This is a genomic window from Corynebacterium sp. MSK035 (assembly GCF_030232615.1).
Taxonomy (GTDB): Bacteria; Actinomycetota; Actinomycetes; order Mycobacteriales; family Mycobacteriaceae; genus Corynebacterium; species Corynebacterium jeikeium_D.
In genome coordinates this window covers 39,362-63,735 of the sequence record NZ_JASPJP010000013.1, presented here as the reverse complement: position 1 = coordinate 63,735, position 24,374 = coordinate 39,362, and the positions used below count along the sequence as shown (strand labels likewise).

Annotated in this window: 21 protein-coding genes and 2 tRNA genes; 10 read left to right on the top strand and 13 right to left on the bottom strand. The window is 57.1% G+C overall.

Features of this window, described 5'->3' with window-relative positions:
- Positions 1 to 155: 155 nt before the first annotated feature.
- From QP978_RS08710 to gyrA, 4 genes are all read right to left on the bottom strand, one after another.
- Positions 156 to 228, bottom strand: a tRNA-Ala gene (locus QP978_RS08710).
- Positions 229 to 259: 31 nt separating this feature from the next.
- Positions 260 to 333, bottom strand: a tRNA-Ile gene (locus QP978_RS08705).
- Between the two features lie 203 nt (positions 334 to 536).
- Positions 537 to 869: a DUF3566 domain-containing protein gene (locus QP978_RS08700; RefSeq protein WP_049189406.1), complete on the bottom strand. Its 333-nt coding sequence runs from the start codon at positions 867 to 869 to the stop codon at positions 537 to 539.
- Between the two features lie 4 nt (positions 870 to 873).
- Positions 874 to 3,390 carry a DNA gyrase subunit A gene (gene gyrA, locus QP978_RS08695; protein WP_502870680.1) on the bottom strand — a complete coding sequence of 839 codons (2,517 nt, stop codon included), beginning with the start codon at positions 3,388 to 3,390 and terminating at the stop codon, positions 874 to 876.
- A 269-nt stretch (positions 3,391 to 3,659) separates the two neighbouring features.
- On the opposite strand from gyrA, the gene QP978_RS08690 reads away from it, so the two are divergent.
- Together QP978_RS08690 and QP978_RS08685 are read left to right on the top strand one after the other, a co-directional pair.
- Positions 3,660 to 3,887, top strand: a complete 228-nt coding sequence (locus tag QP978_RS08690; RefSeq protein ID WP_284857071.1) for a CopG family transcriptional regulator — start codon at positions 3,660 to 3,662, stop codon at positions 3,885 to 3,887.
- Positions 3,884 to 4,222, top strand: coding sequence for a hypothetical protein (locus tag QP978_RS08685; RefSeq protein ID WP_049170123.1), 339 nt, complete (start codon positions 3,884 to 3,886; stop codon positions 4,220 to 4,222). The genes QP978_RS08690 and QP978_RS08685 overlap by 4 nt, the downstream gene beginning before the upstream one ends.
- Positions 4,223 to 4,235: 13 nt before the next feature.
- Here the strand turns inward: QP978_RS08685 and QP978_RS08680 are convergent, their stop codons facing one another.
- The 7 genes from QP978_RS08680 to dnaA form a co-directional block, all read right to left on the bottom strand.
- The gene (locus QP978_RS08680) at positions 4,236 to 6,188 is read right to left on the bottom strand and encodes an alkaline phosphatase family protein (RefSeq protein WP_284857070.1); all 1,953 of its coding nucleotides are present in this window, start codon (positions 6,186 to 6,188) and stop codon (positions 4,236 to 4,238) included.
- Between the two features lie 47 nt (positions 6,189 to 6,235).
- Positions 6,236 to 7,111 (bottom strand): alpha/beta fold hydrolase, encoded by an 876-nt coding sequence (locus QP978_RS08675; RefSeq protein ID WP_016421744.1) that lies wholly within the window; start codon positions 7,109 to 7,111, stop codon positions 6,236 to 6,238.
- 96 nt (positions 7,112 to 7,207) lie between these two features.
- The gene (gene gyrB, locus QP978_RS08670; protein ID WP_016421743.1) at positions 7,208 to 9,247 is read right to left on the bottom strand and encodes a DNA topoisomerase (ATP-hydrolyzing) subunit B; all 2,040 of its coding nucleotides are present in this window, start codon (positions 9,245 to 9,247) and stop codon (positions 7,208 to 7,210) included.
- 289 nt (positions 9,248 to 9,536) lie between these two features.
- Entirely contained in the window at positions 9,537 to 10,199 is a 663-nt protein-coding gene (locus tag QP978_RS08665; protein ID WP_049170117.1) for a DciA family protein, read from the bottom strand.
- Positions 10,200 to 10,204: 5 nt separating this feature from the next.
- Positions 10,205 to 11,404 carry a DNA replication/repair protein RecF gene (gene recF / locus QP978_RS08660; RefSeq protein ID WP_048731375.1) on the bottom strand — a complete coding sequence of 400 codons (1,200 nt, stop codon included), beginning with the start codon at positions 11,402 to 11,404 and terminating at the stop codon, positions 10,205 to 10,207.
- 9 nt (positions 11,405 to 11,413) lie between these two features.
- A complete protein-coding gene (gene dnaN, locus QP978_RS08655) occupies positions 11,414 to 12,604 on the bottom strand; it encodes a DNA polymerase III subunit beta (RefSeq protein WP_048731377.1) in 1,191 nt (396 codons plus the stop codon).
- A 502-nt stretch (positions 12,605 to 13,106) separates the two neighbouring features.
- A complete protein-coding gene (gene dnaA / locus QP978_RS08650) occupies positions 13,107 to 14,855 on the bottom strand; it encodes a chromosomal replication initiator protein DnaA (RefSeq protein WP_048731378.1) in 1,749 nt (582 codons plus the stop codon).
- 694 nt (positions 14,856 to 15,549) lie between these two features.
- Here dnaA and rpmH point away from each other — a divergent pair.
- The 8 genes from rpmH to QP978_RS08610 all read left to right on the top strand — a co-directional run bounded on the left by rpmH (position 15,550) and on the right by QP978_RS08610 (position 22,070).
- Positions 15,550 to 15,687 (top strand): 50S ribosomal protein L34, encoded by a 138-nt coding sequence (gene rpmH, locus QP978_RS08645; RefSeq protein ID WP_005511646.1) that lies wholly within the window; start codon positions 15,550 to 15,552, stop codon positions 15,685 to 15,687.
- Positions 15,688 to 15,707: 20 nt separating this feature from the next.
- Complete coding sequence (gene rnpA / locus QP978_RS08640) at positions 15,708 to 16,088, top strand: ribonuclease P protein component (protein WP_005511651.1); 381 nt, start codon at positions 15,708 to 15,710, stop codon at positions 16,086 to 16,088.
- The gene (gene yidD / locus QP978_RS08635) at positions 16,048 to 16,380 is read left to right on the top strand and encodes a membrane protein insertion efficiency factor YidD (RefSeq protein ID WP_080972909.1); all 333 of its coding nucleotides are present in this window, start codon (positions 16,048 to 16,050) and stop codon (positions 16,378 to 16,380) included. Before rnpA ends, yidD begins: the two co-directional genes overlap by 41 nt.
- A gap of 86 nt (positions 16,381 to 16,466) precedes the next feature.
- Complete coding sequence (gene yidC, locus QP978_RS08630) at positions 16,467 to 17,615, top strand: membrane protein insertase YidC (protein WP_284857069.1); 1,149 nt, start codon at positions 16,467 to 16,469, stop codon at positions 17,613 to 17,615.
- 320 nt (positions 17,616 to 17,935) lie between these two features.
- Positions 17,936 to 18,571, top strand: a complete 636-nt coding sequence (gene rsmG, locus QP978_RS08625; RefSeq protein ID WP_231367212.1) for a 16S rRNA (guanine(527)-N(7))-methyltransferase RsmG — start codon at positions 17,936 to 17,938, stop codon at positions 18,569 to 18,571.
- A 278-nt stretch (positions 18,572 to 18,849) separates the two neighbouring features.
- Positions 18,850 to 19,806, top strand: a complete 957-nt coding sequence (locus tag QP978_RS08620; RefSeq protein WP_016421734.1) for a ParA family protein — start codon at positions 18,850 to 18,852, stop codon at positions 19,804 to 19,806.
- 21 nt (positions 19,807 to 19,827) lie between these two features.
- Complete coding sequence (locus QP978_RS08615; RefSeq protein WP_016421733.1) at positions 19,828 to 21,105, top strand: ParB/RepB/Spo0J family partition protein; 1,278 nt, start codon at positions 19,828 to 19,830, stop codon at positions 21,103 to 21,105.
- Between the two features lie 11 nt (positions 21,106 to 21,116).
- Positions 21,117 to 22,070: a hypothetical protein gene (locus tag QP978_RS08610; protein ID WP_284857068.1), complete on the top strand. Its 954-nt coding sequence runs from the start codon at positions 21,117 to 21,119 to the stop codon at positions 22,068 to 22,070.
- Between the two features lie 26 nt (positions 22,071 to 22,096).
- Here QP978_RS08610 and QP978_RS08605 read toward each other — a convergent pair whose 3' ends face one another.
- Together QP978_RS08605 and trxA are read right to left on the bottom strand one after the other, a co-directional pair.
- Positions 22,097 to 23,281, bottom strand: coding sequence for an N-acetylmuramoyl-L-alanine amidase (locus QP978_RS08605; protein WP_048733139.1), 1,185 nt, complete (start codon positions 23,279 to 23,281; stop codon positions 22,097 to 22,099).
- 410 nt (positions 23,282 to 23,691) lie between these two features.
- The gene (gene trxA, locus QP978_RS08600) at positions 23,692 to 24,012 is read right to left on the bottom strand and encodes a thioredoxin (protein WP_016421730.1); all 321 of its coding nucleotides are present in this window, start codon (positions 24,010 to 24,012) and stop codon (positions 23,692 to 23,694) included.
- Between the last annotated feature and the right edge of the window lie 362 nt (positions 24,013 to 24,374).

Below are 24,374 nucleotides of genomic sequence, written 5' to 3'. Positions count from 1 at the left end.
AATCGGCATCCAGAAAGGCCAAATCTAACCCCCGCGCGACACGCCGAGCCAGACACACATTTTGTCGTTTAACCCGGCGTTCTTGCCCCCTCCCCTTCTACATCCCCAAAACGCAAAAATCCCCCGGCCTTACGACCGGGGGATTTTGTTCCTTGTGGAGCTTAGGGGAATCGAACCCCTGACCTCCTGCTTGCAAAGCAGGTGCTCTACCAATTGAGCTAAAGCCCCGTACACCGAGCAATTATACCTTGTTCGGCAGTGGGCCTAGGAGGACTTGAACCTCCGACCCCTTCGTTATCAGCGAAGTGCTCTAACCGCCTGAGCTATAGGCCCCGTGGAACGAGATATAACTTAACCCGTAACCATGACACTTCACAAATCGCCTGGTCAGAGGCCTAAATATTGAGTTAAAAAGCAGTCATTAAGTAGTCATTACGGCTACTCCATAACCAGATCACTGAAAACACCTCTGAACCAACGCGGCCCCGGGGCCACCGAACGGGGGTGACACCGGGGCCAGCGGGAGGCTAGGCAGCCTAGTCGTCGTCGGCAAGCGAAATCTTGAGACCTCCGACGAGACCGCCGCAAGCGTTGTAGATGACCGCGCCGAGGGCCATGAGCCCAATCGACAGCACCCACCACAGCGCTCCTACAGCGGCCGCCAGGCCAAGGACGAGACCCGCGCTGATGGAATCCTCCCCGCCGACCATTTCACTAATCGGAGCGAGCAATCCCATCCCGGAGAGCAAGAGGTAGAGCAGGCCAACCGCGGCAAGCCAGACGAGGAAGCCAATGAAACCAGTGGCCGCCGTAATGCGCATGGCGGACCAGGGGCTCACCTTGTCGACTACCAAGTTAGTTTCGGCCATACGCTTACTCCTTCTCCGCCTCCGAGTCACCGGACTCAGCGGCACCGGTGCTCTTGGTCGCGCCGGTGCGCTTCGGGACTACGTCCAAGGTTCCGGCCTCAGAGACCTTAGAAGCGGTCTCTTCGCCCTCATCCTCGACGTTGCGGTCGATAGCCAGCAGTTCCACGCCGTCAGCGAGGTTGACCAGGCGCACGCCCTTAGTGGCACGCGAGGTGGCGCGAATCTCGTTGACGTTGGTGCGGATGATGTCGCCGGCGGAGGTGACAGCGAAGATTTCGTCGTCGTTGTCGACCACCAGGGCACCCATCAGCGGTCCACGCTTCGGGTCGTACTTGAGCGTCAGCACGCCCATACCGCCGCGGTTCTGCGGGGTGTACTCGCTGAGCTTGGTCTTCTTGCCGAAGCCGCCGGTCGTGGCGACCAGCAGGTTGTGCTCTTCCTCGACCACGACCATGCTGAGCAGCTTGTCGTCGCCCTTGAAGCGCATGCCCTGGACACCGGCGGTGGCGCGGCCCATCGGGCGCAGCGCGTCGTCGGAAGCCGTAAAGCGGATGGCCTGGCCACGCTCAGAGACGAGCAGCAGGTCATCGTCAGCAGAGCACAGACGAGCACCGATGAGGGAGTCGCCTTCGCGCAGGTTGATGGCAATCAGGCCAGCGGAGCGAGCAGACTCGCAGTCCTCCAGGCGGGACTTCTTGACCTTGCCTTCGCTGGTGGCCAGCACCAGGTACGGGCTGTCCTGGTAGCTCTGAATCTGCAGCACCTCGGCGATGCGCTCCTCCGGCTGGAACTCCAGCAGATTGGCGACATGCTGGCCGCGGGCGGCGCGAGTGGCCTCCGGCAGTTCGTAGGCCTTGAGTCGGTAGACGCGACCCTTGTTGGTGAAGAACAAAATCCAGTCGTGCGTGGAGCAGACGAAGAAGTGGCGGACAATGTCGTCCTGCTTCAGGTCCGCACCGCGCACGCCCTTGCCACCACGGCGCTGGGCCTTGTAGGCATCGACCTTGGTGCGCTTGGCGTAGCCCGTGGAAGTAATGGTCACAACCACGTTTTCGCGGGCGATGAGGTCCTCTTCGGTGACGTCGCCCTCAGCGGCCACAATCTGGGTACGACGGTCATCGCCGTACTTCTCCACGACCTCGCCCAGCTCTTCCTTGACGATGGCGCGCTGACGCTCCGGCTTGGCCAGGATGTCCTTCAGGTCGGCGATCTCGAGCTCGATCTCAGCCAACTCGTCAATGATCTTCTGGCGCTCCAGAGCAGCCAGGCGACGCAGCTGCATCGCCAAAATGGCGTCAGCCTGAATCTCGTCGATTTCGAGCAGACCCATCAGGCCCGTGCGCGCGGTATCAACCGTGGCGGACCGGCGAATCAGGGCGATGACCTCGTCCAACATATCCAGAGCCTTGACCAGGCCGCGCAGGATATGGGCGCGCTTTTCCTTCTCGTCCAGGCGGAACTGGGTCCGTCGAACAATGACCTCAATCTGGTGGGCGACATACAGCGTCACCATCTGGTCAATGCGCAGCGTACGCGGCACACCGTCGACGATGGCGAGCATGTTCGCACCGAAGCTGGTCTGCAGCTGGGAGTGCTTGTACAGGTTGTTCAGCACCACACGCGGTACGGCGTCGCGCTTGAGCTTGACGACGATACGCATGCCCCACTTCAGGTCAGATTCGTCATCAATCGAGGCAATGCCCTGCAGACGCCCGTCCTTGACCTGATCCGCGATGTTGGCAATCATGCGGTCCGGGTTGACCTGGTACGGCAGCTCAGTGATGACAATCGACTGACGGGTGCCCTCCTGCTCAATCGAGGTCACACCGCGCATGCGAATCGAACCACGGCCGGTGGTGTAGGCCTCCTTGATGCCCTTATCGCCGACAATTTGGGCGGCAGTTGGGAAATCCGGGCCCTTGATGCGCTCCATGACCGCATCCAGCGTGGTCTTTTCATCCGCTTCCGGGTTGTCCAGGCACCAGTTGATGGCATCCGCGACCTCACGGAGGTTGTGCGGTGGGATGTTGGTGGCCATACCGACGGCAATACCGCCGGAGCCGTTCATCAACAGCTGCGGGACACGCGACGGCAGAATAACCGGCTCTGTCGTACGACCGTCGTAGTTCGGCTGGAAATCGACGGTGTTTTCGCGAATATCGCGCACCATTTCCATGGCCAACGGCGTCAGACGGGCCTCGGTGTAACGCATAGCTGCGGGGCCGTCGTCACCGCGGGAGCCGAAGTTACCCTGACCGTCGACAAGCGGATAGCGCATGGACCACGGCTGCGCCATGCGCACCATGGTGGCGTAAATAGGGATGTCGCCGTGCGGGTGGTAGTTACCCATCGTGTCCGAAACCGGCTTTGCGGACTTCACATAGCCGCGCTCCGGGCGGTAGCCGTTGTCGAACATGGCGTAGAGAATGCGGCGGTGCACCGGCTTGAGACCATCACGGATCTCCGGCAGCGCACGGCCAACAATCACGCTCATGGCGTAGTCGATATAGCTCGACTGCATCTCTTCATTGATGTCGATCGGGCGAACCTGGTGGCCCAATACTCCACTTCCGAAAGATGAGCCGTCGTTGTTGTTATCGTCGCTCAATGACTGCTTCCTTTACTTAAAAGAGGTTCGCATCCATTCTACAGGGCTTTAGAGCCCGCTTTACGACGCCGTGTGCAACTTTTCGATACCATTGTGGTATCAAATCTGGGGTTTTAGGCCTGATAGCGAGAAACAAACTAGCGCAGTTAAGAAGCGCAGTTAGATAGCAGGGAGCAAATGCGATGGCGATGACCTTGAGGCTCACGAAAGAACAGGACACCGCCTTGGCTCTGCTGGCGCACATGGAGGGCGTGTCTAAACACGAGGCCGTCATTCGCGCCATCGAATCCGCCGCCACGAGAGCCCTTCAACAAGGTCAGGCCCGGGAAATTACGGCAAGCGTAATTGATACCGACATGGCGCTGCTGCGAAAGTTGAGCTCCCCAAGGCCCCGGGGAGCACAGGAATGAGCGCGCCCCAGATTCAGCCTCTCAGCGAGGCCGCTATCCTGGCGGCTACCGATGAACTGGTGGCCACAGTGCCGGAATTGGCCGACGCTACACTTGCGAGGCCGTGGACAATCAGCGCTATTGTCGCCGCCAGCTCAGGAGTCATTGCTGGTCACCGTAGCTTTCCCGCGATTTCTGCGGCAGCGCAGGCGGTCGCTTACGCAACGTTTCACGTGAAACCACTAAGTTTTGGCAACACCGCACTGGGCGCACTACTTGCACACATACTCCTCACCACCAACGGCGAAGAGCTGTCATTCGCAGAGACGTGGGATCTGGTCAAAGGCGGCACTTAGCCGGGGACAGGGCCTAGTCACTCTTTCGGGTAAACGGGCTGGTCGGAATGCGATTGCCGGACTCCAGCCGGCCCGTGTAATACGCCGTGGCCTCACCTTCAGCCAGCTCAACCTCGTACCAACCATCACGGACATAATCAGCCGTCCGGTCCTGCCCGCCAACTAGAACACGTCCCGCCGCGTGCTCCAAAGTGACCTCCGGCAACTCTTTCGCCGTCTTGCTGAATACACGCAGGAAGCGGTCCGGGCCGCACACGGTAAGTTCGCGCTCCAGGAGTCCAATTCGCAGCTCTAACGTACCGAGCACCGTGTGATGCTCCACCTTATTGCCACTGTAAACAGCGAAAACAGCCTCACGGGAACCGTCATTGACCAGCACAAGATTGCCGCCTTTGAGATAGGCGTGCAGCCGGTACGGTGTCGGCAGCGCGGTCGCCTGCTCGGACTCCTGCACAGGATAGTCACCGGCCGGCTCCGCCTCCCAGCGCTTCACAAACTCCGGCGCTGGTCCCGGCTGCTCTGGAAGCTGCATTCCCGTAGACGCCGAGAAGTCCAGTGTGGATACCAAATCACCACATACCCGACGACGCCAATCAGTGATATTTCCGCAGCTCACGCCGGTGACTTGCTCCAGGAAACGGATCACCGAAGTGTGATCGAAGACCTCTGAGGACACCAAACCACCCACCGACCACGGTGAAATGACAGTCATCGGGACGCGGAAACCGAGCCCCTTCGGCTTGCCCAGGTACCACTCCCCCGGCTCATTCTTCGGCGGCAGCGGCGGCACCACATGGTCGAAGTAACCATCAAACTCGTCAAAGTTAATCAGGAAGACGGTCTTGGCCCACACCTCCGGGTTGGAGGCCAACGCATCCAACAGGCGGTAAGTGATATTCGCCGACTGAATCGGCGAGGACGCTCCCGGGTGCTCGCTTTCCGCGGCCGACGGCACAATCCAGGACACCTTTGGCAGCTGTCCGGATTCAACGTCCCGTCGGAAAGCATCAGCGAGCGTGCCCGGCTGGCGACGGTAAAGCGCACGATCGTAGAGATTCCGCTCTGTGTTCGGCAGCTTATCCACGGCCGCATTCAGTCGATCAATCATGTCCTGCTGCTCAGCTGTCGGCGGCGTGCCATCACCCATCGCCCCAAGCAACTCATAAAAGCCAGTCAGATCGAGCCCTGGCAGTCCGGCCTCGCGGATGACCTTGCGGCCAATATCCCTAAACGAGGCAAAGAAATCCAGATTGTTATCCGTATAGTTATCCCACTCCTGGTAGACGCGCCACGAAATTCCAGCCTCCGTGAGCTCCTCAGCGTAGGTGCGCCACCTGTACCCCGGGTGCGTCGGCTCGTACGCCGCATTGCCAACCGCTCCAGTCCCCCACGGTTCCTTTCGGGTATCACCCGAAAACAGGTAGTTGCGGTTCGGGCTTGTCGACGTAGGCATCGAGGAAAAGTAACCATCGCAGATAGTGAACGTCTCTGCGAGAGCGAATTGGAACGCGATGTCCTGGCGGTCATAACAGGCCATCGTGCCCTTGCCCTTGGCCTCGATCCAGCCGTTACAGCGGCCGCCGTTTAGTGCAACCTGCCCGTCTTCCCAACCGTGCGGCAAACTTGCAATGTACTCCACCGAGAGATCACCGCGATTAGCGGCGTTGCGAATCAGGTATGGACTGACCCCACTCTGGTTGAAAACGCCCGGCAAAGCGGAATTGTCGTTGTACCCCCGCACACCTCGGAGAGTGCCGAAGTAGTGATCAAAAGAGCGGTTTTCCTGCATCAACACGACAACGTGCTCAACCTGGTCGAGGGAGCCAGCCGGTCGGGGCTGCGCGAGTGCATGGCGCAATGATGGCGGCAGCAGCGTGCTCGCAGCGGTGACAGCACCGACTCCTGCGGCGGTCTGCAGGAAGTGCCGACGGGAAAATTCAGATATATTTTTAGGTGAAGTTGCCATAGGCATCTACGTTAAGAAGCGCAGATTACCAGCCGGCGAACTGCCGCTTAATTCTCCTCGATAAATCGCTCGAAACGGTCAACCACAGCCTGCGGCTCACGCGCCCAGCGATTGTGGCCCAGCCGCTGCTCAATGAACTCGTACTTTGCCGAATTCGGCAGCATCCGTGCCAGCGCCTGTGCGGAGGCCTCCGGGCAGTCACGGTCACCACCACAGTTCAGCAGCAGCGCCGGGGTGGTCACCTTAGGCAACTCAGCGGCATAGTCGATATCCGCACCGCGCGGTCGCAGAAAGCCCGTGCGCGAGAACCGCGCCCACTCCACCACATGGTTACGAGCCTGGCGGCCATAGCCGGCCAAATCAAGCCTGCCCGCTGGCCAATAGCCCAGGATCTGGGACATCACCTGCATAAACGGTGCGCCGTAGCGAAGCCGCTTGTACTCCTTGCCAGTAAAACACCTATAGTGCGGGGTGCCGGATCCGACCATCACCACGCCGGCCACATCCGCTTCCGGTCGGGCCAAATACAGAGAAGCAATCTGGCCGCCCATGGAATGACACAGCAAGTAGACGGGTAGCTTCTCCCCTGCCGCGAGGTGGTCAAACTCCTTGCGGGCACGCGCCACGGCCAGCGGGTAATCCACCGATGCGAGATCCTGGTAGCCCCAATTGTGACGGCGGGTGGCCACCGCAGTCTGGTTACCCTGGCCGCGCAACTCCGAGGTCAGGACGCAAAAACCTCGACGCTGTAACTCTTGGGCAATCGGCCGGTAGTAGCGAGCACCCATGCCAAAGCCCGGCCAAATAACGACAATGCCCCGAGGCGAACCTTCGGGAAACCGAAGCGCCATCGGGGTCACGGAGCCATCTGGCAATGTCTCCTGCACAATACGTGGCTCGACTGGCGGTTCCCCGTTGACCATGCTTCCCCGAGTATCTTCCATTTCATAAACATTAATGGCTGAACTGAGGTTTTGTCAGGGGAACCGACAAGGCGAAAACTAAAACCAGGTACCGGCTTAGACGTCGAGGAAGCGAACGTCCTTCGCATTACGGGTAATGAACGAACGTCGTGAAGCGACGTCATCGCCCATCAGAATGGTGAACAGTTCGTCCGCCTTCTGCGCGTCCTCGAGGGCGACCTTACGCAGCACGCGGTGATCCGGATCCATGGTGGTATCCCACAGCTCAGCGGCGTTCATCTCACCGAGACCCTTGTAACGCTGAACACCATCGTCCTTGTTGATCTTGCGGTTGGCAGCCAGCCCCTCTTCCAGCAGCTGGTCGCGCTCAGCATCGGAGTAGGCGTAGCCCGGCTCACCCTTGGCCCACTTGAGCTTGTACAGCGGTGGCTGGGCGAGGTAGACGTGCCCTTCATCAATCAGCGGACGCATCAGGCGGAACAGCAGCGTCAGTAGCAGCGTGGCAATGTGCTGACCATCGACATCGGCGTCGGCCATCAGCACGATCTTGTGGTAGCGCAGCTTCTCGATGTCGAACTCGTCGTGAATACCGGTGCCCAGCGCCGTAATAATGGCCTGGACCTCGTTATTCTTCAGCGTCTTATCCAGGCGCGCCTTCTCGACGTTCAAGATCTTACCGCGCAGCGGCAAAATGGCCTGGAACAGCGAGTTTCGGCCTGCCTTTGCAGAACCACCTGCGGAGTCACCCTCCACGATGAACAGCTCGGACTGCTTCGGGTCCTTCGAGCGGCAGTCCGCCAACTTACCCGGAAGACCGCCAAGATCGGTCGCGGACTTACGACGTACCAGGTCACGGGCCTTACGAGCCGCCTGACGGGCATGTGCCGAAGCAATGGCCTTGTTAACAATGGCCTTGGCCTCAGCCGGATTGGCCTCCAACCAGTGACCGATGTGCTCATTAGTCATGCGCTGGACGAAGGAACGCACCTCGGTGTTACCCAGCTTCGTCTTCGTCTGGCCCTCGAACTGCGGATCGGCGACCTTCACCGAAATCACGGCAGCAAGACCTTCACGGCAGTCCTCGCCGGAGAGGTTGTTTTCCTTCTCCTTCAACAGGCGGTGCTCACGCGCATAGCGGTTCATCAGCGATGTCAACGCAGAACGGAAGCCCTCTTCGTGCGTGCCACCCTCAATGGTGTTAATGGTGTTGGCGAAGGTGTGCACCGACTCGGAGTAACCCGAGTTCCACTGCATTGCAATCTCGACCTCGTGGCCGTCACCTGCAGCATCGAAGGAAATGATGGTCGGGTGGATGATGTTCTTCGACTTGTTCAGAGTCTCGACATAGTCCCGCAGACCATTCGGGTAGTGGAAGACCTTGCGGCGCTCCTTCGGCTTGGTGGTCTTCTCTGCCTTCTCCTTCTGCTCCTCAACCGCATCCTTGGCGATTTCAGCGGATTCGGTCTCCGCCTGCTCCGCCAGAGCCTCAGCCTCGAGCTCCTCCTCGGAGACACGCTTGTCCACCAACGTGATGGTCAGGCCCTTGTTCAAAAACGCCATCTCGCGCAAGCGGCGAGAGATGGTGTCGAACTTGAAATCGGTGGTCTCAAAAATCTCCGGGTCCGGCCAGAAACGCTGCGTGGTACCCGAGCCGCGAGTCTTCTTACCTCGGATAATTTCTTCCGGAACGGCCTGGTCGAAGTTCTGGTACCAGGTGTAGCCATCGCGGATGACCTCGGTTTCCATACGCGTCGACAGCGCGTTAACCACCGAAATACCCACACCGTGCAGACCACCGGAAACAGCGTAGGACTCGGAGTCAAACTTGCCGCCGGCGTGCAGCTGAGTCATAACCACCTGCACCGTCGGCATACCCGACGGGTGCATTTCGACAGGAATACCACGGCCGTTATCGCGGACCTGAACGCCGCCGTCTTCCAGCAGAGTGACCTCAACATCGGTGGCGTAACCCGCCATCGCCTCGTCGACGGAGTTGTCTACAACCTCCCACACCAGGTGGTGCAAGCCACGCTCACCAGTTGAGCCAATGTACATACCCGGCCGCTTACGCACGGCCTCGAGGCCCTCGAGGATGGTAATCGATGAGGCGTCATATTGATGTTCGGTAGCAGCCACGGTTCGGCGCGTCTCCTATTCTTGGTTCTCTCCCCGCACAACATTCGTCAGCGCGCGAAAAATAGGCCGGCGGTCAAGCGCTATCAGCGCCAGCCAGAACTACATAGGACTACTAGATAGGTCTGGCTAGTTTGGAAGTCGATAACGTCTCAAGAACCGCCTGCCGGTTTTCTCCTGCCCATCTTACCCCAACGTAGTCCCCTACTGTGGATATAGCCGATGCGCTCAAAGGACCAAATTTCGCAGTTTTACGCATACCGACGGCTATTCGTAGACCGTTTACCGACCTTTACCCATAAGTATCACGCGGTCCTCGGCCCTCGATGTGCAATTTGCCCTTGCGCCAATTCGGCGCTTTTGGCCCAAGCACCTTAATTTCCTCAACCACTCCATCCCCGACGCGTTCCGCAATCGACTTCAAAACCTGTCTCTGTGCTAGCCGCAGCTGTGTTGCCCATGCTGTCGATTGGCACTCGACCACCAAAGTGCCGTCCTTGAACTCCTTGACCTGGGAGTGTTCCGCGACAACCTTGCCGACCATCGAATCCCACTCCGTCATGATCACACCGTGGGCAATGTGGATCTGCCAGCCGCGATCGACTACTGCCTTATTCAGCACCGCACCAATCGGCGCAGGTCGACGGTCATATTTCCGGTACAGCCGAATCCCCGCCTCCTTCAATAGGCTCGGTGAAATCACCGTACCGGCACGATCTCGCACCACTGCTTGCGCTGCCCGCTGCTTATCGACGTCCGCAACAATCCCCTCCGCGGCCTTCACAGGCACACGGCTATCGAGGCCAGACCACGAGCCCTTCTTCTTCGGTGGCCGCTGGAGATTCGGTAACTTGTGACCGCCCTCCTTAGCGGCATCGCGCATGCGGAAGAAAGCGTCGCTGATCAGGTCCTTTTCTTCTTCCGGTGAGTTATCCGGCTCCATGTTCTCGACCATACCCGTCACTCTTCCGCGACTGGGTTTTCATCCAGCAGTGAGATTCGCCCCTGCTCAGTCTGCGCCACCGTCACCGTGTGATGAGTGACAGAAGAATCCTCGACCAGTGCCTGAGGCAACTCCTCCCCCACCGCCGAGGTGATCAACACCTGCTCAGCCTGCTGCGCGATCTCCATGAGAGCTTCCCGACGATGCCGGTCGAGCTCCGCAAACACGTCGTCAAGCACCAAGATCGGGTCGGGCCCATCGGCACGGAGCAAAAAGTACGCGCCGAGACGCAGCGCGAGTGCAAAAGACCAGGTCTCGCCGTGGCTAGCGAAGCCCTTGGCGGGGTCATTGCCGAGAATGAGGTTGAGATCATCGCGATGCGGACCAACGAGACAGGAACCGCGCTCAATCTCCGCGGTGCGGCGCTCCGCCATCTTCGTCAGCAGCAGTGCCTCGAGCAGCTCCGGTTCGCTGGGCAATGGCCCGCCATCCAGACTGTCGACCTTCGGCGCATAGGCAATCGTGGCTGGGCGCGAGTGCGGGGCAAGCGTGGCATAGGCCTCGCTGACATGCTCGGAAAGCTCGGCGATCAAATCCATGCGCGCAGCCATTAACGCCGCTCCCACCTGCGCCAATTGCGCATCCCAGGTATCCAGCGTGCTCAGTGCGGCCTGCCCCTCCGAGGAAGAATAGCCACGGCGCAGCGTCGAGCCCGCCGACTTCAGCAGCGCATTCTTCTGACGCAAAATCTTGTCATATTGAATGCGGATACCGGCGGACAGTGGCCGTCGTAAAGCGAGCAAGTCATCGATGTATCGGCGACGGGAAGCGGGCTCGCCCTTGACCAGCGTGAGATCCTCGGGCGAGAAAAAGACCGACTTAACGATTCCCAGCAGCTCCCGCGGAGACTTCAGCCGCGTGCGATTAATCTGCGCTTGATTCGCGCGATGCGGATTGATGAGCAGATGCGCCGTCAGCTCGCGGCCATCATTGACCGCCGTCGCCGAAATGCGTGCCGACGGGGTCCCCGAACGAACCAGCGGAGCATCCGTAGACACTCGATGCGAGCCGAGCGTGGAGAGATATCCAACGGCCTCGACAATATTGGTCTTGCCGTAGCCATTTTGCCCGGTAAATACGGTAATTCCAGGCGTGAACTCGACTTCCAACTCCGGCCAGGAGCGGAAGTCCCGCAAGGACAAATACCGAATGTGCATAGCCGCAAACTAGCCCGGCAGGCGCACAGGCATCAGCAGGTAAGTGAAGTCGGTCTCCGGCGTTGGGTAGAAGCCGTCCTCACCGAGCTCCGGGATAGCTTCCGGCTCTGGAATGAGAATCGCGGGACGCGACGGCTGCGTAAAGCCCAGCAGAACGCGGTGGGAGCGAACAGCGCTGAGCCCCTCGAGCAGGTACTGCGGGTTGAAGGCGATCAGAAGTGGTTCCCCATAGAAGTTGCAGGCCACAGTCTCTTCTGCGTGACCGACCTCGTCGCCATGAGCGGAAAGGACAACCTGGCCATCGGAGAAGTCCATGCGAATCTGCGCACCGTGATCCGCCATCAGGGACACACGACGGATGGCATCCTGCAGCTGGTCAACACGAGCAACAGCCATGGAGGAATGCTGCTTCGGCAACAGCGGACGGAATTTCGGGAACTCGGCGTCCAGCAATCGCGTGGTAGTGCGACGAGGATCGGCGAGGATAGCCAGCAGACCTTCGGAGCCGACCTCACGATCATCGGATCCGTCGCCGAATGCCAAGGTCACTGGCTCGCTGGAAGTGGTATCGAGAGTGCGGGCAGTCTCCGCGAATGTCTTTGCCGGGATGAGCAGCTTGGTCTCCCCCTCCGGGATCTGCTCCCACTCGAAACTGCGAACCGCCAGGCGGAAACGGTCGGTGGCAGCGAGAGTGACCTCGTTACCTTCGGTTTCCATCCGGATGCCGGTCAGCATCGGCAGCGACTCATCCTTGCCGGCAGCGATAGCGACCTGACCAATAGCCTCAGCCAACAGAGCGGCATCGACAGTGCCGGTAGCAGCCGGAGCTTCTGGTAGCTGCGGGTAATCCTCCAAGGTCAGACTTGGCAGCTCGAAGCGGGAAGAACCACAGCGAACGATGACCTTCGTGCCATCAAAGTGCATCTCTACCTGCTTATTCGGCAGCTTAGAGACAATGTCAGAAACCAACTTGCCATTGACGGCGAAGCGACCGGGCTCATCGACCTCTGCGCTAATACGAATCTGAGTGGAGACCTCGTAGTCATAGCCAGCGAGCTGCAGACCATTGTCATCCGCGAGAAAAATCATGCCACGCAGAATCGGCTGAGTCGGGCGTGCAGGCAGGTTACGAGCAACCCAGCTCACCGCACCCGCGAGATCGTCCTTAGCCGCGCGAATACGGACTTCGGTCTGCTCCATCGTTCCTCCACCGGTATTGGATGTCTGTTATTAGCCGTCTTTTGTGTTGTCAGCACGCTATGTCAGCGCACATGACTGGAGTTACAAAGATTCCATCGTACAACTCTACTGCAGACTGCCAAAGACCTCACTGGGATTCTTGTAGTCCGTCTAGTGCTTAATCCTAGTTCTTGCTCGTTCTTGGCATTTATGAAGTTGTGCGCGAGAGGTTGCTTGCCAGAGGTTGTGCGCAGGCCCCCTTTTATCTAGAAGTTTCTAGAGATTTGTAAAGTCGGGAGTAGTAATAGGGGGTGTGCACATTGTGAAATTACATGATTCCCGCTGGTCTTCACTGATTTCGCACTGTGGATAACCAGTGCGTCTAACTGTGGATAACTTGGGGTGTCTGTGGATAGTGTTCGGGCTTCATCTTTCATCCACAAAATTTACGAGTTGTCCACAGCTCTGTGCACGGAAAAACCGCAGTTAATAACAAGAATTCCGCACGCCGAGCCCAAGGTTTTTAAGCCGTGCCGCGAGCTCGGTCTCGAATGCGTGTAGTCAGGTCGTTGACCTGGTCCTTTGAGGGCTTCTTCTCCTGAATTTCCTTAACAATCTTGCGTTCAGCGTGCAAAACCGTCGAATGGTCACGATTTCCGAACTCCCGGCCAATCGACGGCAACGAAAGCTCAGTGAAGGACCTCGTCAGGTACATAGCAATCTGGCGTGCATGAGCGACCGGGCGAGTCTTACCCGGGCCCACCAAATCCGCAACCGTTAAGTCGAAGTACTCAGCCGTGGTGGAGATGATGATCTCCGGGGTAATCTGCACCTCGATTTCGTCGGCACCGAGGATCTCCTGCGCAAACTTCAAGGTCACAGGCTCATGAATCATGGATGCGTGAGCACTAATCTGCAGGAGACGCCCCTCGAGCTCACGAATAGAAGACGAGGTGTTCTCCGCGATGTACTGGAGTACATCATGCGGAACGACCAAATCAGACAGCTGTGCCTTCTTCGACAGAATTGCGATTCGCGTCTCCAAGTCCGGGTATTGCAGATCCGGATTGAGCCCCCACTGGAAGCGGGTACGAAGGCGATCCTCCAGGGTCTTAAGCTCGCGTGGTGGGCGGTCCGACGACAGCACAATTTGGTGATTGGACTGGTGCAGGGCATTGAACGTATGGAAGAACTCTTCCTGTGTACCTTCCTTGCCCTCCAAGAACTGGATGTCATCGATGATGAGCATGTCCAAATCGCGGTAGCGACGCTTGAAGGATTCCTGGGCGTCGTCACGCACGGAATTAATGAAGTCGTTGGTGAACTCTTCCGAGGAAACGTAACGAACCCGCAGGTTAGGGTACAAATGCTTGGCGTAGTGACCAATGCCGTGGAGCAGGTGCGTCTTGCCAAGACCCGAACCGCCGGAGATAAACAGCGGGTTGTAGGTGCGCCCCGGAGACTCTGCAACAGCGACGGCGGCTGCGGCGGCGAATTTGTTCTGCGGACCAATAACGAAGGTCTCGAAGGTGTAGTTCGGGTTGAGGGTGGGCTCCTCGAAAGGCATGCTCATCTCGGTTGGAGTGCCGTGGCTCTCGGAACGGAAAGGACTTGTGACCTGGCGCTGATCAGCAATAGTCATCGGATTCTCGGCAGATGAGTGCGAAAGCCCCTGGGCCATCGAATCTACGGCGTCCATCGATCGGCGTTGTGACTGGGCACTCTGCTGATTATGGACATTCGGCTGGTGCGTCTGCGACACCTGTGGCGTCTGCGTCGATCCCTGGTGCTGCTCGTGGAGATTGAAGTCGTTCGTATCTGCACTGGGGAACGGGTAGTTGCGGCCAGATTGCTGCTGGTGCTGCTGGTTTGGCTGTTGACGCTGAGCCTGCTGCGGACGCGAAGCTGCAGATGGCATCTGCCCCGAGTGCTGTGCAGATGGTTGAGTGGTCTCTGCTGCCTGGCTATCTTCAGCGTCGTCAGCAGGATCGGCAACGGTGATGACCGTTTCCAACTCCTCGCCGGTCAGCGAGGCTAAGACGGCCTCGATAATGCCCTTGAGCTCTTCTTTTACCAGTGCCTGCACCACTGGCGATTGAGTGCTGAGCAGGAAAAAACCTGGAAAGTCACCAGTGTGCGTCACTGACCGCAGCAGTGCCTTGTGTGGCGGGCGTAGTGGTGCAATGCCCAACTCCGGCGCACCTTCTGGTGAAGTCAGGATAGAAACGACCTGCTCCCAGAGTCCACCTGGCAATTCTGGTTGTTCGCTCACTGTGTGAATGTCCTTTTACATGTTTACGTTCATCAAATTTATCGAGGCGACCTGTTTTTGTGGAGTGTTTTTGGCATGGCGAGAGCGCCATATCTGCCCATTTGGGGGCTATTTATTGTAATTCGCCCTGTGGGGTGTTTCTACACAAGGTGCTATACGCCCCGAGCAGGACTTCCACATGTTTGTCCACACCTGTGGATAAACCTTGTCGCTAATTGACTAACAGTTTATCCACAGTTTGCCCACAATGAAAAATAGCCCCCTAGTCTGCGTTTACCTAGGTAAACACGTTATTTCCCCTGCTCGCTGTGATTCATGGTGTGGAAGTTATCCACAGCTAATGGGATAAACACCCTGTGGATTGCAGTGCATAGGTCAGTATTTCCACAGGTCAACATCGGTACCGTCGGAAAACTTGGAAAATGATTCTCCAGGTAAATCCGGCGTGTTGATTTGAATTTCTCGCTCGATTCGACGTAACCTATCTGGGTGTTTCATATCCATTGAGATATGAGTCCGAGCTTGTGCTTGGACCCGACAGAACGCATGTAGCTTTCAATCTGTCGGTAAGTAATTTTTCCGTGCATCACGGGAATGCGTCAGACGCATCGCTGCCTCGCACTCGAAGCGAGGAGTTTACTGCGGTGTGTTCAGCGTGGACTCGTGGTCGTTTGAGTTTCAAGGAGTGTCAACCGTGTCGAAGCGGACGTTCCAGCCGAATAACCGCCGTCGTGCACGCGTGCACGGCTTCCGTACCCGTATGCGTACCCGTTCCGGTCGCGCCGTTGTGGCAGCACGCCGCAGCAAGGGCCGTGCCCGCCTGTCCGCTTAAGTAAGAGGACACCGATTTCGGTGCTCCCTCAGAGCAATAAGCTGCGTTCTTCGCGTGACTTCACGGTCACCGTACGACGTGGACGCCGAATCGGACGCAAGACGTTGGTCTTGCATATTCGTGACACCGCCGCTTCTGGCGGTGAAGATAAGACCGATACGCAGATTGCCAGGTTTGGTGGTCCACGTGTCGGTCTTGTCGTATCTAAAGCTGTGGGCAACGCCGTGACTCGTCACGCTGTATCCCGCAAGCTCCGCCATGTTATGGCTGCGGCCGCGCAGGATCTCCCGTCCACTATGGACATTGTCGTTCGCGCGCTGCCCGCTTCTGCCACAGCCACCAGCCAGGAGCTGTCCCACGATGTGCAATCGGCACTCGCTACATACGAACGTCGGCGCTAATTCGCTTGACGACGGCCCCCTCGCCCAGGCCCCCGGTGCACGTGTGGCTGAGAGGGCGATTCTCTTCTACCGCCGCCGTATCTCTAATCTGAAGCCAACGAGCACATGTCGTTTTGAACCGACGTGCTCCGCATATGGTCTTGAGGCCGTGCGCCGCTTCGGAGCTATTCGTGGCCTGTGGCTGACTCTCCTGCGTATCTTCCGTTGCGCACCCTGGCATCCGGGCGGCTGGGATCCAGTTCCAGCTACATTCCCCGGCCTGGGTTCGTGGTTAAAGCGAATGCACAGGTAACCTCTAGTAATGCTTAGCCTTTGACCGGGCTTTGTAGACGAAGGCGCGAGTGCGCTGCCCCCTAAAGAACGGAGTGATCTTAGACCGTGCTCAATTTCGTGTATGGGCCGATTTCGGCCATCCTGTGGTTCTGGCATAAGGCCTCAGGTTTCCTATTCGATCCCTCCTCGGGTATCTCGTGGGTGCTGGCCATTATTTTGCTTGTGGTCACCATCCGTATCCTCCTGTTTAAGCCGATGCTGAACCAGCAGCGTTCTGCCATCAAGATGCAGCAACTCGCTCCTGAGATGCAGGCGATCAAGGAGAAGTACAAGAATGATCAGCAGGCTCAGGCTCTTGCTATGCGCCAGCTACAGAAGGAAATGGGTGTCAACCCGCTCGGCGGCTGTCTGCCGATTCTGGTTCAGATGCCTGTGTTCATCGGTCTTTTCCACGTGCTGCGTTCGTTTAACCGAACGGGTACGTCGGGCAATGCGCTCGGCATGTCGGTGGAGCAGAATTGGAATACGCCTAACTACATCTTCGGTGTAGATGAGGTGCGGTCCTTCCTCCTGGCTCGTGTGCTCAATGCTCCACTGTCCAGTTCGGTTGGAATGGGTGAGGATCAATACGCAGCCTTTACCGTGCCTGGTACGCCTGCAGACTTCACCCGCATGGACATCATGATCGTTGCTATCCCGCTGATTGTTGTCGCGGCACTGGCAACGCACTTCAACGCTCGTATGTCTGTTGAGCGCACGCGTGCCCGCCAGGAAGCCGGTCTGGTGAAGCGCCAGGAAGGCCCTATGGGGCAGCAGATGGACATGATGAACAAGATGATGCTTTGGTTCTTCCCAATCATGATTCTTGTTACCGGTGCTTTCTGGCACATCGGTCTTCTTGTCTACATGGTGACTAACAACGTCTGGACCTACTTCCAGCAGCGCTACATCTTCGGCAAGCTGGATGAGGAAGAGAAGGAAGCTGTCGCAGCCAAGAAGGCTGCCAAGCGCGAGGCACAGGAGAAGCTCGCTCCGAAGGTTGGCCAGAAGCCAATCAACCCGAAGAAGGGCGGCAAGCGCCAGGCAGCGCAGAAAGCGCAGCAGTTGCAGTCTGGTGAGGCTTCTGCAGCGAACAAGGCTTCTAGCCATCTTCCGGATGGTAATTCGGGGAAGGGACAGCAGGGCCCAGCCTCGAAGCCAGCGCCAGGACAGAAACCCGCAAATCGGAAGAACCGGAAGCGGAAAAAGAAATAGCTGAAGTGGAATCGCCCTTCGTCTACATAAGTTAATTAATCGAAACGCCCCGCAGTTGATGCGGGGCGTTTTTGCTTGCCTTCGTGCTCTATCGAGCAAACAACGTCACTGTTATTACAGGCATGTAATTTTCTCCGGGGCCTGGAGTTTGGCATCCAACTTTGATCAATGTTTCACGTGAAACATCGCTGTTGCACTGTCGTACACTAGGGGTAATGAAAAGCTCGACGGGTGACGGCACAGCTGCCCCATTGGAAAGGTTAGTGGAACTGTTGAGTAACTCCGCGAAAGACGTCGATAATCAAGAAGCCTCCGCAGGTTTGGTCGATGCGGATCTGCGTTCGGTGATAGATACCGTGTTTGGAGGGAATGCCGATCGAGCATACCGCTACCACTCATGGTTGGCTGAGGAGGCTACAGTCCGAGGTTTGATTGGGCCACGTGAAACTCCAAAGCTGTGGGATCGGCACATTATCAATTCTGCGGTAGTTGGAGAAGCGATAGGCAAAGGGCTTGTAGTTGCGGACATTGGTTCGGGGGCAGGCTTGCCCGGGATTCCGCTTGCTCTTGCACGACCAGATTTGAAGGTGGTTCTTGTAGAACCATTGCTGCGCCGTACGACTTTCTTGAACGAAGTTGTGGAAGATCTCGAGCTGGACAATGTGACCGTGGTTCGCGGCCGCGCTGAGGAGAAAGTGGTTCGCGCTGAGGTTGGCCAAGTAGATGTCGTCACTTCTCGCGCTGTTGCCCCTCTTGGGAAATTGGCGGGCTGGTCGCTTCCTTTAGTTAAATCCGGAGGCGCGATGGTTGCACTGAAGGGTGGAACTGCGCAAGAGGAGATTGATCGGGACGCAAAGCTTATTGCCAAGGCGAAGGGAACTAATCCCCGCGTTGTAGAGGTTGGCGGTTCCGTGTTGGGAACTTCGACGTACGCCGTGATTATTCAGAAGAAGTAGGTTGTAAGTCCCCCTCCCCTACTCCACTGCCGGTTCGCTTGTGTTTTGGTTTCGACATTGAGGCGCGTAGTGCCGTCGGGCTAGAGTGGGATAAGTATCGCGGTATGGCAAAGTCCTACCGGCCAAGGTGGATGTTTCACGTGAAACATTTCCACAATCGTCGGCGTCTAACGCTTGTTGGGGCTTGATGATTACGCTTTTGCAGATAGTTACTAAGTTTTTATTCGCACTCCAGTGGCCATGATTGGTGATTGCTGTGCTTGTAAGGGGAATAGTTAATGAGCCGGAAGTCCTGGCAAGACACACCCATCGCTGCGGCAGCTCAACGGGCAGCGCAAGTTAAGGCCCCGAACCGTTTATCGCTTCCACGCCCCGAACGCCCGCGCCGTATTACTATCGCCAACCAGAAGGGTGGCGTGGGCAAGACCACTTCGGCAGTCAACATCGCGTCGGCGCTCGCGCGGCATGGTCTCAAGGTGCTAGTCATCGATAATGACCCGCAGGGAAATGCTTCTACGGCCCTGGGGATTGAGCATGTTTCCGGGACCCCGTCGACGTATGAGCTTCTAATTGGCGAACTACAGATTGACGATGTCATCCAGCGTTCCCCTGAATCTGAGAATCTCTTTTGTGTGCCAGCGACGTTGGACTTGGCGGGCTCCGAGATTGAGCTGGTCTCGCTCCTGAACCGTGAGCGCCGACTTCTCGATGCAGTGTCAGATCAGTACCTGATTGACAACGGCTTTGACTTTCTCATTATTGACTGCCCTCCTTCGCTCGGTCTGTTGACTCTGAATTCGATGACTGCCGCCAACGAGGTTTTGATTCCGATTCAGTGTGAGTTTTACGCCTTGGAGGGTGTGACTCAGCTGATGAATAACGTGCAGATGATTCGTCAGCATCTCAATCCGGAGCTACATATTTCTGCTGTGCTGCTCACTATGTTCGATGGCCGCACCAAGCTTTCGGAAGAAGTTGCCAATGAGGTTCGTAACTACTTCGGTGAGGTTGTGCTACGTAATCTCATCCCTCGATCCGTGAAGGTATCGGAGGCGCCGGGATATTCGCAGACCGTAATTTCCTACGATCCAGGGTCTCGGGGCGCAGTTGCTTATCTTGACGCCGCGAAGGAATTGGCAACGCGTGGCGACTATTCCGCAGTTCCGGGTGGAAGTGCGATTGGGCAAAAACCAGCTTCCTCCCCTACCCCGTCCAATTCCACTGAGACAAATTAAAGCCACTAGGAGTAGTTACCGATGTCGAATCAAAAAAAGGAGAACCGCAAGGGAGGGCTCGGTCGCGGTATCGCCGCGCTGATCCCAACTGCTCCGGCGGCTAACCCCTCGGTAGGTGAGAGTGCCGCGGATATTATCTTCGGTCCCCGCCGTACCCAGGGGACGAAGCAGCCTGGAAGTAGCGGAGTTGCCGACGTACTGGGGGCAGCCGCGACGGGATCCGGCACCTCGTTGACTGAAGGCAAAAACGCCGGAAAATCTGCAAAATCCGGCCAGAGCAAACCTCATACCAATGAGGCGCAGAAACGTCACAGTGACGATAAGGTTATTGGTAAGTCTAGTGATGTTTCACGTGAAACATTGCCCTCGACGACGTCGGGAGCAGCGGACCATGGCAGCGCCGAGGCTACCGATGTTGACGCTTCGGCCGCAAACGAGTTTGGCGCGACCTATCGCGAGATCAACTTGAAGCTGATCACGCCGAACCCGAAGCAGCCACGAGAGGTCTTCGATGAGGAGCCCCTAAATGAGCTCGCTCACTCTATTCGTGAGTTCGGTCTATTGCAGCCGATTATCGTACGACCAATCTCTGAGGATAGTCGTGCGGCCGCACTCGAGGCAGCGCGCAAGGAAGATCCGAACGCGCCGCAACCCGAGTTTGAAATCATCATGGGTGAACGTCGCTGGCGTGCTTCTCAGCGAGCTGGGGTCGACACGATTCCCGCCATCGTTCGCGATACTCCAAACCAGGACATGCTTCGCGATGCCCTACTAGAGAACATCCATCGCGTTCAGCTGAACCCACTCGAAGAGGCCGCTGCGTACCAGCAGCTACTCGAAGAGTTTGGTGTAACTCAGGCAGAGCTGGCGGATCGAATCGGTCGCTCGCGGCCCGTTATTACCAACATGATTCGACTCTTGCAGTTGCCGGTGGAGGTACAGCGACGAGTAGCGGTCGGTGTTCTGTCGGCTGGTCACGCACGTGCCTTGCTTGGAGTTAAGGCAGGTAAGGAAGAACAGCAGCGCCTCGCCGAGCGAATTGTTGCTGAAGGACTATCCGTCCGTGCGACCGAAGAAGCAGTGACATTACTCAATGCCGGCGAGCGACCGAAAAAGCAGCACCGTGAGCCCACTCCGCAGCCGGAGGTCCTTCACAATTGGGCTGACCGCCTGTCCAATTCTTTTGATACGAAGGTGACTGCCCAGATGGGCAAGCGTAAGGGCAAAATCGTTATCGAATTCGGCAACCTCGAGGACTTTGATCGCATCATGTCACTGATGCATCTCGACGAAGAGTAAACCCGGTTACTGTGACTGAAGTATTCATCGAGAAAATTTCGCTGGCCGACATCGAGGGAATCTATCCAGAGACGATGTTAAGCCTGTTTTGGGAACAGGGCATGGAGCATATCCGTACAGCAACTGCCCTACCCCAGTTCTCGACTGAGCCGCGCGAACCTAATTTGGACCCCAGCACGCCAGAAGAGGATGAAGCGCCTAACGGTGATTTAAAGCATTCGGACGGCCAACCCCCTACTCGGCCAGGCGGAGCTAGTGAAAACCTCTTAAATGGCGATTTAAGCCCTGATTTAGCCGCCCAGGTGCGCTTGGAGAAGGAAGCATGGCTCAATACCGTCTACCTTTCCTGGGGACCGTGCGGATATTCGCTACGACGAAAGCCACCGGCATCACTTATCGATGGGAAACCTGAGACCGTCGGCACGCTGCTCTTTGCTCCGCCACGCTTCTGCCCGACGACATTTTCCATGCCTTCCGGACCAATATCGCTGGATGCGATTGCGCTGACGAGTCTGCATTACAACGCTTTAGAGGTTGACGATGACATGCTCCGCGTGCTCATTGTGACCGCTCTGCACAAGCTCGCGCTGCGCGGGATTTCAGCGGTAGAAGCGTTTGGTTGCAGTGGCACGGCGGATTCTATGTCGGCATTTACGCCGTCGTCGCCAACGCCTGACGACGGTACGGAGAACCTAATCGCTGATTTCGAAGCGCAACTTGAAGAAAAGCTAAATCCTAAGCCGTGTATTTCAGATTCGTTGGCGGCGATTAACCATAACGCCGGTGATTTGATTCGTACGCGAACCCTTCTTGACTCCGGGTTTCGGGTGGTCACTCCACATCCGATTCATCCGAAACTCCGTATCGAGTTGGATGCGGAATTGGATTGGGACGAAGAAATCGGCCATGCGTTGGATCTAAGTGCGAAAGAACCCTTTATGCGCTCAAAGCTGTTCAGTCTTTAGCGCCGGGTTTGATTGATCAGCCGTGTTTAGGCTTTTTCCTCTTCAATCAGCTGCGCAAAGCTGTAAGCGCCGGTCATTGGCTGCTGCTCTTCATCGCCCAGGTACAGACGCTTTACAGCGACAACGATAGATTCGGCAATTACGTCACGCTGATCTGGGGAAGAAAGAATTGCGACGTCATCCTCGTTGGTCAGGTAACCAACGGCGACTTCCACCGTGGGCATCCTGGTCAGACGGAGGAGATCCCAGGTACGGGCGTGCGAGCGGCAGTCTACCAGGCTCGTACGGGCAACAATCTCTCGCTGGATAAGGCCAGAGAGCTGTTCGCCCAGAATGGAGTTGGAGCCCTTCATCGAGCCAAAGTAAAAAGTCGCAATACCGCTGGCGCGGTTGTTGTGATAGTGGTCGGCCTGCAGGGAGATGAAGACGTCAGCGCCAAATGCGTTGGCCATCTCAGCGCGATCCTCGATGGACGGATTGTCGGTACGAGGACGAGACAGAATAGTCTCTGCACCTGCCGCGACAAGGCGACCCTCAATGCGAGAGGCCAAATCCCAAAGAATCTCTTCTTCAGAAATCTGACCGTAAGGGCCGTCGACCACAATGCCGGGCTCCCCTGCCCCAAGACCTGGATCAATGACAATGCGCTTTCCAGAGAGCTTCGGCCCCATCGTGCGCAGTATTTCCTTCTCGTGGAAGGCGTTTACAGAGCCACCAGTAACCCTCCTGCCCAAGTAGCTGAGCGCCCGGAGAGTAACGGGACCACAGATACCGTCGGGCTCCAGCCCGTAATTGAGCTGGTATTCACGTACAGAGGCATCGGTCTTCGGGCCAAAGTGGCCGTCTACTCGGGCATCGTGGAAGCCGAGTTCCTGCAAGGTAGCTTGGAGAACGCCTACGTCCTCACCGGTCATTTGTGACAGTGGATCGTAGGACAGTACGCGGGTGCCCAGAGTGTACGAGGCTTCTCGCAGTAGGCGCAGGGTGCTGTCGCGGATGATCCCGTCGGCATAGACACCGCGGGACTGTTGGAACGCCAGGAGAGCGTTGCGCATATCCTCATCAAAGAGGTCATCGTCACCAGACCACTGAGGCGAGTTCTCCTCCGCGGCTGAGCCCTCCCAATTGGGCAGAAGCCCAAGACGAGCCAGGGTAGAACGTACCTCGGCTACACGAGGTGACCTATCGCCCACCTTCAGAAACTCTGGCACGAAAACTCCCTTCCGAACTCCACAATTATGTTTAGGCCGTTGTGGGTCCTCACAACACTTAATCAGTATTACTGGCCAGTGAGCTAAACGAAACTTCAGTTAAGAAATCTCGCGCACTCTCAGAGGATATGGTCAGCAATACCTCTCAAGTTGGCGGCAACCTGGTTCCTTCACGGTATTAAGGAAGACGTAAACCGCCATTTCCAGCAAGATTACCAGGTCGCAGGCGCGAATTGATTGTTACGAGGGCGCGTCGGCTAGCCCGACGGCAGAACCCCAGGACTAACTCTAAATCACAACCACAACTTCAGTCACATCATAATGGGGTGTGTCCAACGAAGGTGGCAATAGCGAAGTGGCGGGTGGGCAGTCGTAACCTCGTATCGGATAAGGAGCAACCCCAAGTTCTTTTAAAGGTGCTTTTCGATGAGCGACGTGATTTCGCCCTTCGGGCGGACTCCGCGAATCTCTTCGACCTTCTTGCCGTCCTTGAATAGGAGCAGGCTTGGGATGGACATGATCTGGAACATGCCAGCCAGTGCACGCTCCTCATCAACGTTGACCTTGGCGATGACGGCCTTGCCATCGAGCTCGGTCGCAACCTCGTCCAAAACGGGAGCAATCTTCTTACACGGGCCACACCACTCTGCCCAGAAATCAACAAGCACCGGCTTATCGGATTCGAGGACATCGGACTTAAAGGTGTTGGCGGTGACGGTTACCGGAGCCATGAAATTCTTCTCCTTAGAATGAGCTCGTTTGAGTTCTTAGTGGTTTTGTTTTGTGGTCTTGATTCTAATTTTTCAACCTAGCTTCTTCAGCCTCGCGTACGGATTTGGCGCTCAAGGCGTCAAAAATTAGGGCTTCCGGTGGTGCGAGTGAAGTACTAAATTGTTAATTAATGGTGTTCTTGAGAACGCTGCAAGTGCTCGATGAGTACGGGGCGTACCGGGCTATAACACGTCCTGCTGCGCCCTGATTGAGCTACAGCTAACAACAATTGGGCTTACCGGCTATCGGATATTCCCCATAGTTGGATATCTGCAATCGTAGGGCTTATCCAACAATTGCGATACCCCAACTATTAGGTGTT